The 19,832-nt window shown below is 46.4% G+C and carries 15 protein-coding genes; 7 read left to right on the plus strand and 8 right to left on the minus strand.

Annotated elements, in window-relative coordinates:
• Positions 1-52: 52 nt before the first annotated feature.
• Entirely contained in the window at positions 53-1,090 is a 1,038-nt protein-coding gene (gene gntR / locus AC2CG4_RS16970; protein WP_484487401.1) for an HTH-type transcriptional regulator GntR, read from the minus strand.
• Positions 1,091-1,205: 115 nt separating this feature from the next.
• Here gntR and AC2CG4_RS16975 point away from each other — a divergent pair, with 115 nt between their 5' ends.
• Complete coding sequence (locus AC2CG4_RS16975; RefSeq protein ID WP_484487402.1) at positions 1,206-1,775, plus strand: gluconokinase; 570 nt, start codon at positions 1,206-1,208, stop codon at positions 1,773-1,775.
• Between the two features lie 94 nt (positions 1,776-1,869).
• A complete protein-coding gene (locus tag AC2CG4_RS16980; RefSeq protein WP_062061204.1) occupies positions 1,870-2,163 on the plus strand; it encodes a hypothetical protein in 294 nt (97 codons plus the stop codon).
• A 78-nt stretch (positions 2,164-2,241) separates the two neighbouring features.
• Here the strand turns inward: AC2CG4_RS16980 and AC2CG4_RS16985 are convergent, their stop codons facing one another.
• From AC2CG4_RS16985 to AC2CG4_RS16995, 3 genes are all read right to left on the minus strand, one after another.
• Positions 2,242-4,224 (minus strand): PhoX family protein, encoded by a 1,983-nt coding sequence (locus AC2CG4_RS16985; RefSeq protein ID WP_484487403.1) that lies wholly within the window; start codon positions 4,222-4,224, stop codon positions 2,242-2,244.
• Between the two features lie 12 nt (positions 4,225-4,236).
• Positions 4,237-6,183, minus strand: coding sequence for a phytase (locus AC2CG4_RS16990; protein WP_484487404.1), 1,947 nt, complete (start codon positions 6,181-6,183; stop codon positions 4,237-4,239).
• A gap of 70 nt (positions 6,184-6,253) precedes the next feature.
• Complete coding sequence (locus AC2CG4_RS16995; protein WP_484487405.1) at positions 6,254-8,998, minus strand: TonB-dependent receptor; 2,745 nt, start codon at positions 8,996-8,998, stop codon at positions 6,254-6,256.
• Between the two features lie 254 nt (positions 8,999-9,252).
• Here AC2CG4_RS16995 and AC2CG4_RS17000 point away from each other — a divergent pair, with 254 nt between their 5' ends.
• Entirely contained in the window at positions 9,253-10,185 is a 933-nt protein-coding gene (locus AC2CG4_RS17000) for a GGDEF domain-containing protein (RefSeq protein WP_484487406.1), read from the plus strand.
• Between the two features lie 8 nt (positions 10,186-10,193).
• Complete coding sequence (locus AC2CG4_RS17005) at positions 10,194-11,309, plus strand: AraC family transcriptional regulator (protein ID WP_484487407.1); 1,116 nt, start codon at positions 10,194-10,196, stop codon at positions 11,307-11,309.
• Between the two features lie 69 nt (positions 11,310-11,378).
• Here the strand turns inward: AC2CG4_RS17005 and AC2CG4_RS17010 are convergent, their stop codons facing one another.
• The 4 genes from AC2CG4_RS17010 to AC2CG4_RS17025 form a co-directional block, all read right to left on the minus strand.
• Positions 11,379-12,095: an esterase/lipase family protein gene (locus AC2CG4_RS17010; protein ID WP_484487408.1), complete on the minus strand. Its 717-nt coding sequence runs from the start codon at positions 12,093-12,095 to the stop codon at positions 11,379-11,381.
• Positions 12,096-12,300: 205 nt separating this feature from the next.
• Positions 12,301-12,963 carry a hypothetical protein gene (locus AC2CG4_RS17015; protein WP_484487409.1) on the minus strand — a complete coding sequence of 221 codons (663 nt, stop codon included), beginning with the start codon at positions 12,961-12,963 and terminating at the stop codon, positions 12,301-12,303.
• A 696-nt stretch (positions 12,964-13,659) separates the two neighbouring features.
• The gene (locus AC2CG4_RS17020) at positions 13,660-14,712 is read right to left on the minus strand and encodes a nucleotidyl transferase AbiEii/AbiGii toxin family protein (protein WP_484487410.1); all 1,053 of its coding nucleotides are present in this window, start codon (positions 14,710-14,712) and stop codon (positions 13,660-13,662) included.
• A complete protein-coding gene (locus AC2CG4_RS17025) occupies positions 14,709-15,332 on the minus strand; it encodes a DUF6088 family protein (protein ID WP_484487411.1) in 624 nt (207 codons plus the stop codon). Before AC2CG4_RS17025 ends, AC2CG4_RS17020 begins: the two co-directional genes overlap by 4 nt.
• A gap of 378 nt (positions 15,333-15,710) precedes the next feature.
• Here AC2CG4_RS17025 and AC2CG4_RS17030 point away from each other — a divergent pair, with 378 nt between their 5' ends.
• From AC2CG4_RS17030 to AC2CG4_RS17040, 3 genes are all read left to right on the plus strand, one after another.
• Positions 15,711-16,373, plus strand: coding sequence for an SDR family oxidoreductase (locus AC2CG4_RS17030; RefSeq protein ID WP_484487412.1), 663 nt, complete (start codon positions 15,711-15,713; stop codon positions 16,371-16,373).
• Positions 16,374-16,524: 151 nt separating this feature from the next.
• Positions 16,525-17,520: a Gfo/Idh/MocA family protein gene (locus tag AC2CG4_RS17035; protein WP_484487413.1), complete on the plus strand. Its 996-nt coding sequence runs from the start codon at positions 16,525-16,527 to the stop codon at positions 17,518-17,520.
• A gap of 71 nt (positions 17,521-17,591) precedes the next feature.
• Positions 17,592-19,826 (plus strand): DUF3857 domain-containing protein, encoded by a 2,235-nt coding sequence (locus AC2CG4_RS17040; RefSeq protein ID WP_484487414.1) that lies wholly within the window; start codon positions 17,592-17,594, stop codon positions 19,824-19,826.
• Positions 19,827-19,832 lie beyond the last annotated feature (6 nt).

Consider the following 19,832-nt stretch of genomic DNA (forward strand, 5'->3'; position numbering starts at 1 on the left):
GTAGTAGGTCTTGTTTTATAGTTTTTTGCGGATTACAGACGGCAAACAATCGCTACAACAAACGACTGGTCGAAGCACGCTTGCGGATCTCATAACCCATATCTATTTTTTTCGACTCAATCGGTTTCTCATTGAGCACACGAATAATCATTTCAGACGCTTTAACACCCATCTCATAACGGCCAACCGACACACTGGTGAGCGATGGGTTTACGTACTCTGCCGCTTCGATATCGTTAAAACCACAAATTGCCATATCCTGAGGGACACGAATATTCATCCGCTGCGCCTCAAACAAGGCACCGAGAGCCAAGTCATCATTCACACAAAATACAGCGTCGATAACACCATTCGTGGAAGCCATTAAACTTTTGAACAGTTCGCCACCAACACCAATCGAAGATGGCTCTGGGGTGGTGACTATGTAATTCTTTTCAAACTTACCCGCCTGCTCGAGTGCAAGCTTGTAACCCTGCATACGCTGCTGCACACGCGGGTCCATACGGGCGCCGATAAAACCGATGCGCTCATAACCCTGCCCCAGCAAATACTTCACCACATCAAAACCCGCGCGGCCGTGCGCAAACCCAACATTCATATCGATAGGATCGGCCAATAACTCCATGATCTGCACGATCGGAATACGCGCCTTATGCAGGAAATTTTGACAGGCTTTGGTCTGGTCGCCACCGGTGATAATCAACCCTTCGGGCGATTGGCTCAGCAGTGTTCGCACCATTTTTTCCTCTTCCAGGGGCGAGTAATGGGTATCAACCAAGAGTACCTTATAGCCCGCTGCGCCCATCACCTCATAAATACCGCGCAACACCTCGGTAAAGACGATGTTACTCAATGATGGAATGGCAACGCCTATCACTCTTGACTTGGAGGAAGCCAAAGAACTGGCATGCTGATTGGGTATGTAACCGAGCGCATCAATGGCTTTTTGCACCTGAATGCGCAGAGATTCTGATACTTTTTCGGGCTGATTGATCACGCGGGAGACAGTGATTGCACTAACACCTGATGCATCGGCCACATCAACAAGGGTGATTTTCTTATCGGAACTTCTTTTTTTTGCTGTTTTCATAGGCAATATCTGCACTTGGCTATTATTTTTTGCTAACATACCACAAGCACAATGATTGCGCTATCATCAGCATGCTCGCATGCTTTGATCTTTCGGTGTACACGAGAAAACTTCCATGCACTATTCAGTAGCGATAACTAACCCTGATGCCAGCACCCACCTCATTATTATTATGGGTGTTTCAGGTAGCGGAAAGTCATCACTGGCCAAGGCATTGGCTGAACACTACGGTTACGTCTATTTGGATGGCGACGACTTTCACAGTCAGGAAGCGCGCGATCGCATGGCGAAAGGTCAACCCCTGACCGATGCCATGCGCCTGCCATGGGTCATTCGTATGCGCGATTACTTTCGCGGTGTTGCACGCAATCATCAGCATTCAACACTGGCATTTTCCGGCCTTAGACGCATGCATCGCGACGAGCTGCGCAAAGCCGGATTGAAAACCATTTTCCTCTTTTTAAACAGCGACAAAGACACCATTCAAAATCGCGTCAACAAACGCGCCGGGCATTTCATGGCGCCCAGCTTGGTCGATAGCCAATTCGACAGTTTGGAAGACCCGAGCCACGAACCAGATGTATTCACAATTGATGTGAATGCCCCCTTTGATCAAGTGCTCTCAATGGCGATCCATGTAGTTGATCGGGAGCTTCATCATCAAGCAGACGCACTACTTGCCTAACACAGGCTTGGCTTTCCGCCCCACACCAGCGAGAATGTGAACTCTTGAGCCAGATCTTGATCCAATGATCAACATCACCCATGGAGAATCACAGATGTCATCTTCAAAAGTTATCTTCATTAGCAGTTTATTAGTACTTGCCGGTGCGATTTCTGCCTGCGCTGGAAAAACCCAATACCGCAGTGCCTGCGCTCAAGAAATCGATGCCGCTTGGAGCGAGCTATCCATCGCCAAAGCAGATGGCTTTAGCGGAACAGTCAGTTACACCAAAGCGCTAGGCCTGATTACCACCGCACGCACCATGCAAGGCGTGGAAAACTTCGATAACTGCTACAACCAAGCTAAAAGCGCACGCTTCTATATTCGCGAATCGCGCAAAGGCCAGTAACAAACTCCCGCATATAAAATACCAATCGATAAAAAATGCCCGACATCTGCCGGGCATTTTTATTTTGCAAGATTACATTTAGGAACCAATCACTCCACCATCATTTTTAGTCACTAGCACCGTTGTAGAACGCGGTCGAGTTTTGCCGTCGCTGGCAGGGTAGCTAATTCCTGGATGCTGAATATTGAGCCACAGGCTTTTGCCATCCGGCGTTGCAGTCAAACCGGTAATTTCGCAGCCGCGCGGCCCGACCAGAAATCGTTTCACTTCACGGGATACGGGATCGGCACAGAGCAATTGATTGCAACCCATTGGTTGATACACACTTTCTTCATCGTCGAAATCGGTTTCAATCCACAGGCGGCCATCGGCATCAAACCACAAACCATCCGGACAGGAAAATTTATCTCCGCGAATAGTGCCCTGCTGATTTTCCGGAAAGGCTTCATCAGCATGATTGCCCGCAAGCAAAAATATTTCCCAGTTAAATTCTGTCGCCGCCGGATTGGAGTCTTTTTCCGCCCAGCGCAGAATTTGCCCGTGATGATTTTCTTGGCGCGGATTTGCGGCATCCACCGGCTGATCCGGTTTGGTACCGCGCTCATCATTATTAGTGAGCGTGACGTAAAGCTCGCGTGTGTGCGGATCAACCGCCACCCACTCAGGGCGATCCATCGGTGTTGCGCCGAGAATATCAGCGGCAGCGCGCGCATTAATTAGTACATCTGCCTGATTCATAAAACCATTGCGCGCGGTTAACCCCCGCTCGCCCCACAGCAGTGGCAACCACTCGCCACGACCATCGCTATAAAATACCGCAACGTACAAAATGCCTTCATCTAACAAATCCAGTTTTGCGGTTGGATTTTTTTTATCAAAGCGCTGCTGCGCGACAAATTTATACACATATTCGCCGCGCGTATCATCACCCGAATACACGGCCACTTCGCCTGCATCACCCACCACAAGGGTTGCACCCTCGCGCGCAAAACGCCCCAGTGCGGTACGTTTTTTTGGCAGCGATTGCGTGTCAAAAGGATCAAACTCAACCACCCAACCAAAACGATTTGGCTCATTCACAAAGCCATTAAAATATTGTTTTTCGGTTGGTGTTGCATCAAAACGCGGATCGACAGTTTCCCAATAGTATTTACTGCTATTTGCGCCATTAGCAATGCCGTAACGCTTATGGGAAACACGCTGCTGCCAATCTTGCGTGTCGCGATTAACAAAATAATTATGCCAATTTTCTTCACAGATTAAATAAGTGCCCCAAGGAGTTTGCCCCATTGAGCAATTGTTTAACGTGCCCAGCACCCGGGTTCCAGTAGGATCTTGCGCGGTTTTCAAATCTGCCGAACCAGCTGCAGGCCCGGTAATTTCCATGGGAGTATTAGCGGTTAAGCGACGATTAAATGAAGAATTTTTTACCCGCTGCCAATTGCGCGGCTGATCGCGTTTAATTTCGATCACACTCACACCGTGCGCAGCCTGCTCTTTTAATACTTCCTGCTCCGGGCGATGAATAATACCTTGCGCATCAAGTGTTTCAGTGGGGCCATTGGGATGCAATGACGGATTCGTGTATTCATGATTAATCACCAACAAACCGTGATCATTTGGCGCAGACGGAAACGGAAAATAGGCCATGCCGTCGTGATTTTGTCCCGCCTGCAATTGCTGCTCTTGCCAAGTATTCGTTGCATCGGCTTTCCAGGGAGTTGCACCGGCAATAACTTCATCGCCCCAGGAAAAAAATGCGCGCGCACTATAACCTTCTGCTACCACAACACGATCAAAATCAAGCGCAGCTTGAATTGGCACAGATTTAAATCCAATCACTGTTGATGTGGTTTGTAGCGGAAGCACGGGCGATAACTTTTTAGCATCGCTTGTGCAAGCCGATAAACTTCCGCCCAAAAAACCGCCTAGCGCCAACCCGAGCCCACCTTTTAATAAGTTGCGGCGATTAGCGATAACATCTGACAGCCAGGGATTGGCAGATGGGTTAACGGGAATATCATCCACATCGACAAGTCGGAGATTTTTCTTATCATTCATTGCCATTTACCTTTAATCTAACTGCAACGCGTTACGGATTTTTTCCCAGCTCACATATTTAAAATTCTGCGGTGCTTCCGGCATGACTTTATGGCCGTCCTGCACCACTAACATACCCTCAGTAAATACATCGCCGAGATTGGCATGAGTCACCTCAAGGCCATCGGTTTCCGAAACGCCGTCAATATTCTTATCTGCACTTAAATCAATACGAATTGCACCGCGAACTTTATAGGGAGCCACCGCATCAAGAATCACATAGGAATTATTACCCTGACTGGACACCACCAGATAACTTTTATGTTTACCCTGATAAATTCCCAATCCCTCTACGTCGGCCACTAACACATCGCCCGCGCGCAATACTAATTCAACTTGCGTTCCTGAGTTTGGTTCAGCGCCGATGGTCCACACCGCTTCATCTTCTTCGCCCACAAACAAGCGCTGGTGTTTGTCGTCAGCCACACAACCTTCCGGCTGGCTCTGCACAAAAAAACTGCGCACTTTTTTGCCCTGCCAGTGAATAGATTTTTTATTTTTCGGATCAGTAACAGCGGTTAATTGGATTTGCTGGAACTCACCGCTTTTTGCATTGGGAATAGCATAGGTGATGCCACTGGCATTCTGGTACAGACAAAAACCGTAAATATCCTCAAGGTCAGTAGCGACGCTGCCGGAATAGGATAATTTTCCATTGTTTGGGTCGATGGTATAAATCGCCAAACTATTATCATCGCGATTGGTAGCAACAGCTATGTCGACTACTTTTTTACCAAAGGGAACCGCGTAGCGCACATCGACATTATTTAATTTTCCGGTATTAAACTGCTGCACTTCGCGCCCTTGCATATCGTACACAAATAGGCCTTGCTGTTTATTAGTGCCGATCACCAAACTTTTTTGCGGGCGTTTTTTGTTGATCCAAATAGCAGGATCATCTGCGGCATCGCCAAAACGCGCCATCACTTGGGTTTGCACATCCGCTGTCACACTCACCATCGCGTGGGCTGACTTTTCCGGTGTTAATTGCCAAGGCAAGGATAAAAATTGGTTGCCAGTTTTTTCATCGCCCACTACCACTTTGAGTGCATATTTGTCCGCAGTATTAGCGCCCACCAAAACTGCTTTTACCATTTCCGGTTCATCAGTATTGGGAAGGTTCTGTACCTGCTGTTGTTTGAATTTACCTTGCTGTGTGCGATACAACACCAGTTGTTTTTCTTCCGCGATTGCGGCGATCAATCCTTGCGGCACCACGGCCAGCGATTCCACACTGCCGCGCAATGCACCAAAAGGCTGTTGCATATCCACCGCTATGCGACCGGGAGCGGATTCCTCGGAAGCACCCTGCGCCCAAATGCCGACACCTTCTTCGGCGACAAATAAAATGTCCTGCGCATCATCCACTGCACAGGCTTTGCTGTTAGGTGCTATGGGTACACGGCGCAATAATTTTGCGGCGGCGTTGCCATTGGCATCAATCACCAACCAGTGCTCCGCCATGCCGCGTTCATCCAGCAAATAAAGCGAAAGGTGTTTTCCGCTTACATGGCTTAAACACAAATTTTCGATTTTAAATTCCGGTGTAGGTACACGCAGCAATTCGCGCAGTTTTCCTGTCTGCGGATCAAGTGCGATCAAGCCCGCTTGCTGCTCAGGTAAAAATACCGTTGCAGCAATCAACTCTGCACCGGTAGTTTTTTGTGAAGCCAATGTCACTGGATAACGCCAATCCAACAATTCTGCCGATTGTGGCAATTGCGCCAGTGACGAACCATCGGCTGCGCGCCAGTGAATGGCATCACCCAGGCTAAGATAAGTCATTTGCTGTTGCTGCAGCACCGGCAATGGCGCAACCAAACCTTGTTTTAACTCAGGCGGTAAATTATTTTCAGCAACCACAGGCAAACAAAAAATAGCCAGCGCACTGGCCAGCAACACACTACGCACATACATCATAATCAAAACCTTTGTTATAGGATGGCTCAGCAAGAGCCATCCGAATCGCAAGAGCACATCCAATCAATACTTAAAAATGCATAAAGGTAATACCGAGTTTATAGGTCGCACCGTAGCTTTCGTATTGCGAATTGTAGTTAGCATCTTTCACGTAGGAGTAATACACCTCATCCGTCAGGTTCAATGCTTCAAAATGCAATTTAACCGAATCACTCAAGTAATAACGCAGAGAGAAATCCAACTGCATTTGATCGTCGACATAAGTGTCTTTCACCGCGTCCATTGGATCACTTACTTCAATTAAGTAATTAGATTTATAGTTGGCCGACAAGCGCATGCTCATCACATCAGACTCGTAGCCCAGCATAAAATTCGCGGAAACGTCTGATTGGCTAGGCATAGGAATATCGCGCACGATAAATTCACTGTCGTCATAACCGCCGATTTGTGCCGAAGAGTCAACAAAGGTTGCATTGCCGCCAATCAGCAAACCATCCCAAGGTGATGGCAAACTCGTGAACTGTTTAGACGCGGAAAATTCAACACCGAGTATGTCGGCTTTATTGCCATTGACATAGGTTACTACTTCATCAAACCCTTCATAACCCGCAGTGCCACCCAGGTCAGTTTGATAAACAAAATTGTCGATGGATTTATAAAACGCAAACGCTGAAATTACACTTGCAACACCGGGGTAATGCTCAATGCCCAAGTCGATATTACTGGACTCCAGCGATTTCAAATCCGGATTGCCAAACTCTGCGGCAATATCACCGTCATCTTCTTCAATCAAGCGGCCGGGAGACAACTCGGCAAAACCAGGGCGCACTACTGAGTTAGTCCAAGCGGCGCGCACTTGTGTTTTATCATTGATGCTGTAGCGAATATGTAAAGCAGGTAAAAAACAATCGTCAGAATTTTCAAACGAGGTCGCACTGACTTCACCGCTGTCTGCATCATAGGAATTGCCCTGCGCGGTAAATTCCGTGCTTTCATAGCGCACGCCGGTCAGAATGCGCCACGCATTAATATCCACACGCCCCATCACATAAGCGGCGCTGGTATCTTCAGTGACAACATAATCGCCAATGCTACTTTCTTCTTCATCCCATTCTGCATCTGCAACTGCTGCTTTGACCTGCGCAGCATTAATAGAGCTACCAAATTGGCCGTGTTTATAATCTACCGCGCCACCAGAAAATGTGCTGAGCGATGTATCGCCGGTAAAATCTTCCGCAATCCACACTTCGACATCATTATCTTTTTCACGGGCGCTGTGTTTTGCCCCAAACTTTATTTGTGCTGGTTTATTGCCCAACTCCAGGTCGCGGGTGAAATCCAGATTAAATGCCGTGCTTTCATCATTGGTATTAGTACTACCCAACTCAACTTCATCTAATTTATAACTGGCCGATTGATAAAACTCAGCAGGCGCATTGATGTGAATTTTTCTGTTATTGCCATAGGAGAGATCAAATACTTCATCGGCAATAACATCATCGTCAATTTTAAATACCGCACCGGCAATATTTTGCGGCTCGTCTTCGCCAGATTTGCTATAAGCCGCACGGTAATCCACAGTCCACTTATCCAAACGGGTCTGCCCGCCCAGTGAAGTCGAAAGAATTTTTTGCGTTTCGGTGCGATCTTTTAATTCGCGCTGCACTTCCGCCGAACCGACTTCGCCTTCGGCGACAGCACCTTCAAATTCAATAACATTGGCCAAACGAATTTCTGCATCTGTGTATTCGCTGTACAGGTTGCGCCAATATAAATCAGTATTGTCATTGGGTTTGTAATCCAAATTCAAGGTAATACCGGAGCGCTCGCGGGTAATACGGTAATCGCGCTGTTCCAATTCTTCTAACAGAGCACCTTCGTCAAAATCCCATGCGCCGCCAGTTTCTACGTTATCCGAACCGAACTCACGTTTGAACGAACTGATCCCAAACGCTACGCCGAGATTGTTTTCATCACCACCCAAACTAAATTGATTGCTTGCGGTCGCGGCAATTTTCGGGCTGGTATTTTCAGTATTTTCATCAAAACTGCCTTCAGCCGTGAGTTGATAAAAAAATCCATCGCGATCAAATGCCGACAGGCTTTGCACATCAATGCTGCCACCAAGTGAATTGGCATCCATATCCGGTGTTAAACTTTTGGTCACTGTTAAGTTTTCTAACAAGTCCGATGGAATTACATCCAGCGCCACTGCACGGCGATCCGCATCCGGCCCCGGCACACCGACACCATTAATGGTGACGGCGTTGTAATCTGGCCCCATACCGCGCACACGCACGTAGCGGCCTTCACCCTGATCGCGCTCAATTGATAAACCGGGTAAACGCTGTAAAGATTCAGACACATTGGTATCCGGAAATTGACCAATCGCATCGGCCGATACCGCAGTAATAATATTGTCGGCACTGCGCTGTTTATTGAGCGCTTTATTAATGCCCGCCACTTGACCAATTACAATCATATTCTCAACCAAACCGGACACACCGGTTAATTGAAAATTTTCGCGTGTGGTTTGTTGATCTTGCACAATCACTGCGCGTTTAATATCGTCCGCACCGATATAACTGGTGACCAGTGTGTAGTTGCCGGGTTTAACATCCAAAAACACAAAGCGTCCGTCGCGCTGGCTCACAGCTTCGCGGTTCAATTCTGCGATGCGAATTTTTGCACCCTGCAAGGCAATGCCTTTTTCAGTAGCGTTTACCTTTCCTTCGATGCGCCCATCAGCTACCGCACCGCCAGCCAAGCCCGCGATCACAACTGCCATAGCTGTTTTGATGAATTTTCGATTCATGTTTGATTCCGATGCATATTTTTTCACACTAAGCTCCCCCGTTAATTTTTTTAAAAAGATTCAACGGCGCCAAACTAGGGGCAATAAATGACACTTCTGTGACGAACGGGCTTAGGCGCCAACAAATACCCTGAGCTGATTTGCCTCCTCTACTGCTGCTAAGTTATTTTCAACACCTCCAACCCTGATTCATAAAACCGTCACACGAATCTGCTATCGGTGCAGCACTTTTATCTTACGAGTTATGCGCGGTTATGCTGAAACACCACAAATGGAAACTATTTTTTGTTGGCATGAGTGCAAATTTGGCGCTAATCGCCAGCCTTGCGATTGCCGATTTAAAATTATTCGCGGAAATTAATTGGCTGGATGTGCTCAGTGAAGGTGGCGCCGCAGCGCTGGCTTTGGTGTGGCTCGTATTAATTTTGCACAGCCGCCCAACTGGGCGGGTCACCCAGTATTTAAGCTTGGGTTTAAGCGGAATTTTTTTGGCTGGTTTTCAGGATCTGCTCGACGAATTTATTCGTTTCCCCGATGCAGTGCAGTGGGATCACTGGATAGAGTCAGGCTGTATGCCGATTGGTTTATTATTTCTCACTCTCGGCATTTATCACTGGCATAAAGAACAGCTCAGCATTAACGCGCAATTGCGCAAACGTGAGCGTTTATTTCGCGAACACCGCAGTATGGATTTCACCACCAATTTGAGTGGCGCCGATTATTTGCGCAAGCAGTTAAGCCAAGCACTGCCCGAGCATCGCCATGCAACTAACACGCTGGCGCTACTGCTGATTGATGTTGATAACTTTAACGAAATTAACCGCTGTTATGGCCATCAACAGGGCGACCATTTATTGCAATCATTAAGTGAATTGATATTGCTGAGTATTCGCCGCAACGATTTATTGTGCCGCTACGCGGGCGATAGATTTGCATTAATACTGCCCAATACTGGCCGCGTAGTAGCAGAAAAAATGGCCAGTGAAATATCCATGCTGGTACAGCACCTTGCCTACAAAACCTTTACCCAAGATGAAAGTCTATTTCACTCGGTCAGTATCGGTGTAGCGCTCACCAGTATCGACAGCAGCACACCCGACTCAGCTGAATCGCTGATCGAACGCGCAAATCTGGCGCTACTACACGCTAAAGAAAAACGCCGTATGGCGATACAACAGGCGGCTTGATTAGCACCATGAGCCATAATTTGCATGCAGCGACTGAAGATGTTTCCCCGACTTACAAACCGGGCCACTACTTTGAAATTGACACACCTTTTATTCCAGCCCACCAGTGGCCGCGCGCATTGATCGACTTGGCATTAAGCCGCGGTATGGAAGAACATAAATTACTGCGCGACACGGGTATTTTCTGCGAAGACATAACCACCAATAATCTACAGCTAACACCGCAACAATGTTTTCAGCTAATTCAAAATATGCAAAAACATTCACATAGTCAGGAGTTCAGTTTTTTACTGGGTCATCAAATTTTTTCCGCGCCTGCCCACCCAACAAAGCACCACAACCCAACAACGCACCATTCAACAATTAGCCACGAAAAAAATAATTTACACAACACCGCTAATTTGCAGCAAGCGCTTGATGTGTTGCTCGCGCAGCAAATTCAATTGATGCCGCTGCTCAACTTGCGCAGCGTGTATGAACAAGATCGGCTAGTCATCTATTGGCAAGACGCCTGTGGTGCGGAGGCCACGCAGATTTTTTTATTGGAGATGATGTTTACTGCACTCAACTCACTCACCCGATGGCGCAGCGGTGAGTCTTATCCCTGGCAGTTTTATCTGACCCATAAAAAACCGGATTACATCGAACAATACGATGTTCACCTCAACAGTAACGTACAGTTTTCCAGCCAAACAAATGCCATGGCCATCGCACGGGATTATCTGCATCGCCCGTGGAAAATTAACCATAGCGATCAACCTGCCTCTCACCGTCCAATAGCGGCACACACATCGCCAGCACTGGAATTTCAGCGCGGTTTTTTGGCTGAAACCTATATCTATCTGCAAAACAATATCCGCCACAACCCAAATCTTGAGCAGACCGCAGTTGATTTTGGAATGAGCAGCGCCAGCTTCAAACGCAAGCTAAAAAAACACCACAGCCATTTTCAGGCGCAATATGATTTGGCGCGCCGTGATTTGGCGATTATGTGGCTAAGCCAGAAGGGATGCACCAATGAACAAGTCGCGAAGAAATTACATTTTTATGATGTAGCCAACCTGCGCCGCGCATTTAAAAAATGGACGGGCAAGTTACCGCAGGCTATAGGGAAAATAGGCTAAAAAACGCACGGTCATCAACGATTTATTTGCTGCAAACCGATTTCGAAAAATGTGTTTGCGTAGGTTATCCTACGTACCTATTGCGGCTTTTTCAGCACTCTTATCAAACCTTCCATGTTTTAAAAAGAATATTGCCTGATTAATAGCTGTTGCATCTTTCATAAGAAATGGATGACTGACCGGAATCGTGATGTGATCGGCCATACCTTCAAGTTTTGTATTTTCAACGGATACTTTTCCATCGTCAGGGTTAGGCAGCATAGTCGATAGAATTAAGTTAATACTTTTTGTTCCGGCAATGATACCCACCTCAAATTCAGCTCGACCCAATTTAAATGGCACCGATTCCACATCGGTTCCCAGCTCCATTCCTGCTGGCCCATTTATTAATTTATAACCGGGAACGTTCTTCAATTTATCTGTCACTTGGCTTCCCTTATTTGGAGGGCCAAGCATTACAGTTCTTCCAAGATTCTCAATTGAATGGGCTCTTAAATACTGCCTCAATACTATTCCGCCTAATGAATGAGTAATGAAATTGATTTTTTCATTAGCTTTGCATTTACCCAAGGCAACAGGAATCTCCTCCGCAGCGAGAGCCTGAATATTATTTTTTCTGGATGCATAATCATGATTAACTACCGAATACCCTTCGCTGGACAGGGATCTTTCCATTTTTTTCATTGAATCACTGCTACGTGCCAGCCCGTGAAGCAAAATTACGCACTCACTTGCGTGAACATGTGAATAACACATGATTAAAAAACAAAATATTATTTTACGCATAGAGTATTGATAAGTAATTGTTGGCTACGGCTTCAAAAAACATTCGCATGTTATAAAAAACGCCGCAGTGAAGGATGCACCTGAACTTCGCAAATTGGCCAATACCGGAAGTTCTCATTTATGTAGGCTGAGCAGTAATACCCAACGTTTTGGACATTGAGTTAAACTTTGGGCATTGCTGCCCAACCTACGTGCTCATCTCATCTCATACAATGAGATGAGCTTGTTGCTGTAGCTTTCTAATATAATCATTCAAAGATCTATTAAACTTAGGAATGGCTTCAGCTACAAAATCCCAGTTAAAGCTAAGCAAAGCACTAGTCCAACCCACTTGAGATATTATCCCGTCTTCATTGGGTTGTTTATCACCATGTTTTATGTAAAAACTTTGTTGGTCATAATGGGCTCCCTGCTGGTTGCGATATGCTCTAGCTTGTTCGATAAACAAGTAAAACCTTTCTCGAACATCTCCTGAAAATGCCTCCGAAATCACATCATCAAGAATGGGTTCCCAGAACGTCTTTTTATTGCCAGAAATGAGACCAGTCTTCCCATAACCATCGTTAAAAATAGTGCAGAATTTAATTATTATTTCTTCAGTTATTAATTCATCAATCAGGTGAACATCATGGATGTCTGGAAATAGAGAGCCATGCTTAGCTTCAAAGTTATCTAACGCCTCTCCTTCAAGTCGCACACCAATTTTTAACCTTGCACGCTCTTCATCATATAGTTCAGTGATATTCTGTGGTCTTCCAGAATCACAGAAACGGTCAACTCGTAGTCTCAATTCCAAAAGATCTCTAATTTTAGTAATTGCTACTTGCCACAAATATAACCTTCCGAGGGTTTCTTTCTCGCTCGACACTATATTTCTCCTAACATAGATGGTAAAAGTTATACCGAGATCAGATAAAATCCATTCGTTTGATTGCTTGTTATGCATTCTCTTGGCGACGCTGGAGCTTGTTATATTCTTATGTACAATGGAAACAAATATCACTCCATAATCCTTTGTGCTCTGGTTTTATGACGGGGCCATTCGAATCAGAGTGGATACATGCGAGAATCCCTTTCCCAGGAGGAAAAGCACCTTCACTTTCTCTAACATCTAATAAATCGAGCAGTTCAGCCTGTTTTGACTCTTTGATATAGCTCTGACTAACAGCCTCAATCCGTCATATATTTCGTTTTGGTTAATTTATTGATTTCTCCAAAAAAATATAACAGTAAATTAAATTGCATCAACAATATAACCCACTGAACGTTATTCCAACTAATTTGGTGTGATGCCGTATAACTCCAAAAAAAGTAGATGAGCCGCAATAGTTTAGTTCTTGGAGTATCAAAGGCTTAGCTATCACTCCGAATCAATTATGGAGTTATATGCAGCACAAACAATCTCAATTAGTTGCCGCGCTCATTTGGCTGACCGTCCGCTTTGGGCACATATCTGCCCTTAGAAATGTTGGGGTTCGCAAGCTCACCACCAACCTACTCACATATCACGAACAAATATCACCTATTGATAATAAATTCCATTACAAAATATAATCGAAACAACCTATGATCCGCTTAAACTAGCGTTATACGTATTTTGATTTTTTAACAAGCGATCAACTATTTCAGAAAAGCTATTCGGCGCGGAGAAAAACATTCCTCCGTCTATCGCACCCTTATGATCTTTCGCAATTGCCGAAAGTCGATCTCCAGCAGGAACCAAAACCAATTTTCCCTCGACAATTTGCTTGTAATTAACACCAGTAACTGCCCACCGGTTAGATTTCATTTCGATAACATCCAGCATTACTTGCCGGCTTTGAATTGGATCAGCAAAGTTTTGTTGCAACAAGCAATCAACGTCATACCAGTGACGAGACAATCGGGTTGGATTTGGTTCGGCGGTTTGTGTGCAAAATTGATGTAGCGCTGTTAGCTTTTCCCACAGAATGTAGGCAGGATCGTAGGCTTTAACTTTTGCAGTTGGCAAATTTAATGCAGCAAGCTCGGAAACTTCGCCAAGATACGTATTGACTTGCTTGATGACAGTGGGGCGGCCACGATTTCTACCACCAAATTCAAGAAGGATATAATCCAATTGGTAATTATTTATATCCTTCGCAAGCCTCGGATAACGAATGTTAATTTTCTCACCCTTGGAATCTGCATCTAGTTCTGCAAATAACCCGTCTATATCGTACACAGCAAATCGGCTATTCAAACGGGCAACTAAAGCTGCCGACCACTGCGTTAATAACTTGCTTTGTTTTTCGCGAAACTTTTTCTGTTGGCTTGGTGTGCTATTGGATTTTTCCCACGCCTCCATTTCATCTTCAGCTTCTGCCAAATCTGCCCAGTGAATAGATAGATCAATATCCTCAGAAAAGCGCTGAATAGCGCTCCAGCATTTGCTTAACGCAGTCCCGCCCTTGAATGCAGTGCTGTAATTTCCCAGTAAACCTTCATCAAATAACAAGCGTAATACTTCAGTTACCCAAAGATCTTTTTCTAAAAAATTACTGGCAAGCCCATACCGATGATGCTGTGCACCCAGCGTTAAAATCTCCCCCAGCTCATTGTATTTAGCTGGATCTTTATAAAAATCAAAAATGTTCACTGGGCGATAGTCCGTTCAAATGATTCCAGCTTCGTTTGCCAAGGTTTTGGCAATGGAGATTCAAGTAGCTTATGAATAACCGATTTTGCGTTTGAACCAGTCAATGACAAACGCTTAAATGCAGTTGTTAAGGTATTCATTTCCACAGCGTCTGCTCGCGTAACCGACAGCCCGCGCAACAAAGCACCTTCTGGCTTTCCCTCCCAACGCAACTGGGTGGAAGAGCGATGTTTTACTTCAACAATTTGATTACCCACCTGAAAACGACGACTGGGGCCATCGCTCCAATAAACAGATTTCATCGGCGCTTGCGTTTGAAAGCCAAGGCGATATGCAGATTCCAGTCCTTGACTCACCAGTTTGTAGCCATGCTGTTTGGCCCAGGCGCGGGCAACATCATTGGCGCTGGCAGTAGTTTTAATGCTTGGCATGCTTGGCAAGGGTTTGGGGCGAGCATAGAAACCTTTGGATACGCGAGCGACCACCCCCTCTTTGACCAAGCGACTAAATGCCTTTTGCACAGATGCTTCAGTACCCAGCTCATAAAAACTGTTAATGGGAAAAGGAACGCCGCGCTGCATACGATTTAGCCGGGCTAGTACCTTCCGAGCGGATGACATAGCAATAATCCTGACATTATATTGATATAGTGATATAATTATAGTTCAGTATTTACAAGGCTTACAAGAATTAATATGTCAGGATTTACTTGTACAAGTAGTAACGCACTTACCTTGATTGATCATCGCAGCTGAGCGACGACACGCCCACCATCTAATCCAAACTTATATCGCCTTTTTATGTTCAGTAATTTGCCCCTGCCAATTAGTCGCTGGCGATAAAGGTAGCCAAACGCCTAATACCACCACCGACTAACACAAGGCGCACGAGCACAGCTGGTTAAACTCACGGTAAAAAATTGGCCGGAAATGATCACAAATCAGTTACGCTCTCGTGCATGAGCAACAGGCGCAATTTACAAGAGGAGCAAACACACTATGAAAACTGCACTTATCACCGGCGCGAACCGCGGCATTGGCTTGGCTTTATGCAAAACCTATCTGGCGCAGGGCTGGAATGTGATTGGCGTGTGCCGCACGGCATCGCCAGAATTGACTGAGTCGGGCGCGCGCGTGATTGCGGGTGTCGATGTGACCGATGCGCAGGCGCTTGCGCGTTTGGCAGATACGCTGAGTGAACGACCCATTGATCTACTAATCAATAACGCCGGTATTTTTCAACATGAAGCCTTGGGCAGTATTGATTACCAATCGATCCAACAACAATTTTTGATCAATGCCGAAGCGCCTTTGCGAGTGACTGAAGCCCTGCTCGGCAACTTGGCGGCAGGGGCAAAAATTGCGTTTATCACCAGCCGTATGGGTTCAATTGCCGATAATACCTCCGGCGGTTATTACGGTTACCGTATGTCCAAGGCCGCGCTCAATGCAGCCGCTATGTCGCTCGCGCGGGATTTAAAACCGCGCGGCATCGCGGTGGCGATTCTGCATCCGGGTTATGTGCAAACGGCGATGGTGAATTTTGGTGGTGATATTTCTGCCGATGAATCTGCCCAGCGCCTAAGCAAACGTATCGAAGGTTTAACGCTAGAGAACAGCGGCACTTTCTGGCATTCGAATGGCGAGACCCTGCCTTGGTAAGACGATGCTGCTAAAGCTGCGTTAAACCCTGTTTTTTCCGTATTTACCCCCTATGCGGCTCACCTCACGAGCCGCGCTTGCGCTACACTGAACCCCACTGCATTACCATTACAGCCAACACTATATTTCAGCTCTGCTCACAGGAACTCCTATGCAAAAACTCCGCTGGGGGGTGCTCAGCACCGCCAAAATCGGCCGCGAAAAAGTCATTCCCGCTCTGCAAAAATCTGCTCACAATCAGGTACTGGCGATTTGTTCACGCACTGAGCAAAGTGCGCGCGCTACTGCCGATAGCTTGGGCATTGAACGCGCTTACGGCAGTTATGAAGAACTTCTGGCCGATCCGGATATAGATGCGATTTACAATCCACTACCCAATCACCTGCATGTCGACTGGTCAATAAAAGCACTGCAAGCGGGCAAACATGTACTCTGCGAAAAACCGCTCGGCTTGAATACTGCCGATGCACAGCGTCTGGTCGATGCCGCGCGCGCTTATCCGCAGCTAAAAATGATGGAGGCATTTATGTATCGCTTTCATCCGCAATGGCAACTCGCCAAACAATTAATTGATGAAGGCCGCATTGGCAAATTGCACTCAGTGCATTCGCATTTTTCTTACAACAATCGCGATGCCGATAATATTCGCAACAAGGTAGATATGGGCGGCGGTGCATTGTTGGATATCGGCTGCTACTCAATCTCATTGTCGCGCTGGTTATTTAACGAAGAGCCAATGCAAGTGCTCGGTCAGATCACACCAATGCCCGGCGAAGAAGTGGATTGCCTTACCTCAGCGATTATGGAATTTTCCGCCGGTAGCGCCAGTTTTACCGCAGCCACGAAAATTGAACCAGTGCAATATGTAGAAGCAATCGGCGACGAAGGCAGCCTCTACCTTGAGCGCCCGTTTTACAACGATAGCGAAGAACTGGTGCAGCGCATTCGCATTACTCGCAACCGCGTGCAAGAAATCATTGAAGTGCCCGATAGCAATCATTACGGTGCGATGGGCGATGCGTTTGCGCTGAGTATTTTTAATAACACAGCGACTCCAACCCCACTGACCGATGCCATCGCCAATATGCAAGTCATTGATGCGATCTTTACCAGCGCCGCGCAGCGCCAGTGGATCAAACCTGAATAAACACTGCCGTCATAGCAATAACAAAAATTCGCTGCTATGTATTAAAAACCTATACGTCTTGGAGAGAATGCGTGTCAGATTTTTTAAGCAAATTACGTTGCCTGGGCTATTGGTTAGCGCTCAGCCTGTTAATAGCAAGTACACAGGCGTGGGCTGATGATAAAAAAACTGAACGCATTGCTCCCGCTTTAAAAACACTGGTGCGCAATTTCAAAGCGGACAACAACAGCGAAGCGCAAATTATTCTGCGCAAAACCCAGGTGCAGATCGACGAGCAATTAATGAGTCACGCCACTGCCTATGTGGCGATCTACATCAACAGCGATGAAGCAGTGCGCGACTACAGCCAGATCAGCGTGAGCTTTAACAGTTTTTATGAAGATATCGCACTGGAATTTGCCAATGTGCGCACGCCGGATGGCAAGATGGATAGCATCAAAGCGGACGCCACGCAAATTCAAAGCCCCACCGACGAAAACTTTTATCACGACCGCAAGGAGTTATTATTTTCGCTGCCCAACGTGCGCAAGGGTTCGATTATCGAATTTCAATATCGTTACGTTGATACCAAAAAAATGGTGCCCGACCAATGGTTCGACAGTTTCAGTTTCCACTGGTGGGAAGATCGCGCTGCCGGGCAAGGCTCGCGTGCAGACAGCATAGCGACCAGCGAATTACAGATCACCGCACCGGCGGCTATCACGCTGGTGAGTAGCGACACATCGCGCTACAACATCACGCAGCAACGCAGCACTAAAGGCGCACAGCAAATATTGACCTGGACGGGGAAAAATCTCGCCAAAATTGAACTGCAAAATGCCATGCCGCGCGAACACGATTACGCGCCCTATCTGCGCGTTGCCACTACCCCCAACTGGAACGATGTAGCGCGCTGGGCTGAGAGTTTGGTAGAGCCGCATCTGGTAAGCGATGCAAAACTCAACGCGTTAATTGCCAATATAAACAAAACTGCACTGACGCCTGAACAAAAAATCAAAGCAGTTTATCGCGCGATTCAAGATCGCGTGCGTTATGTATTTGCTCACGTAGGACGCGGTGGATATGAACCACACGATGCATTTGAAGTACTTAAAAATGGTTACGGCGACTGCAAAGACCAAACCGTATTGGCAGTAATGTTATTGCGCGAATTGGGCATAACCGCCAACCCGGCATTAATTGTTACACGAGGGCGCGGCCTACCCGATATGCAAGTACCGGGTGTGAGTTTTGACCATATGATTGTGCATATACCGGCACAACAGGGGCTGCAAGAAATGTGGATGGACACTACGGGCGAAACGAGTTTATACCCCGGTTTTTCGGTTGGTATAGAAGGTCAGCCTGCTCTGATTGTGAATAAAAACACTCAGGAAATTAGCATACTTCCCTCACGCGCAGCCAAAGAACATTTTGCCGAACTCGAACTGGTATTTGATAAGTTTACTGGCCGCGACGCGCAAGCCAGTTTCAAATTACATTTCGGTGGATTGTATGAGCAACGCTTGCGTAGCATGTGGCAGTATGCCAACGAGCGCGATAAATATTTTCGCGAATTGATTGGGCAAATTTATAACTCTGCCGAAGTAAGCGAATTAACCGCCAGTAATGCCGACAATTTATGGCTACCCTTTACCCTGAGTGGTCGGTTTACTTTTACCAATGTATGGGGCGGCAAACAAGAGCCAATCAATTACAGCTTTAGCATCACTCAACTCACCAATTTATTTGCCGATTTACGCAACCTGCACACAGCGCAAGACCGAAAACAACCTTATGTGATTGATCCGGGTTACAGCCTGCGTTCGCGCATAGTATTTACCAGCCCCGATAGCGATCACCATTTGCGCCTAAAAACCCAGGGTGAGAATATCGATAATGCCTATTACACCCTAACCCAGACTGGCAAACAGGAAAATAATCGCTACATCATCACTCAGGATCTCAGTGTTAAAGCGGTGAAGGTTCCGCTAAAAGACTATGGAAATTTCTATCAGAAAACCAATGAGCTGATTGAATCTAATGATTGGACTTTGAGTTATGAATACAACAAAACCGCCGCTGAATTAATCGCCTTGGAAAGCAATGGCAAAACCGATGTCGCCAGCTTAATTGCACTCACCAAACTGCATATTAAAAATGGCGCCTATGAAAAATCCCTTGCAACTGCGCAACAGGCAGTAAAAGCCTCACCCAAAAAAGCAGAAGCTTACTATGTATTAGGCTTAGCCCAAGGTTACAACCAACTGCTGCCAGAATCGGATGCGTCATTTAAAAAAGCAGAAGCCTTAGGCTACAAACTCTGAGGCGAT

Source organism: Cellvibrio sp. ATLC23, assembly GCF_057196725.1.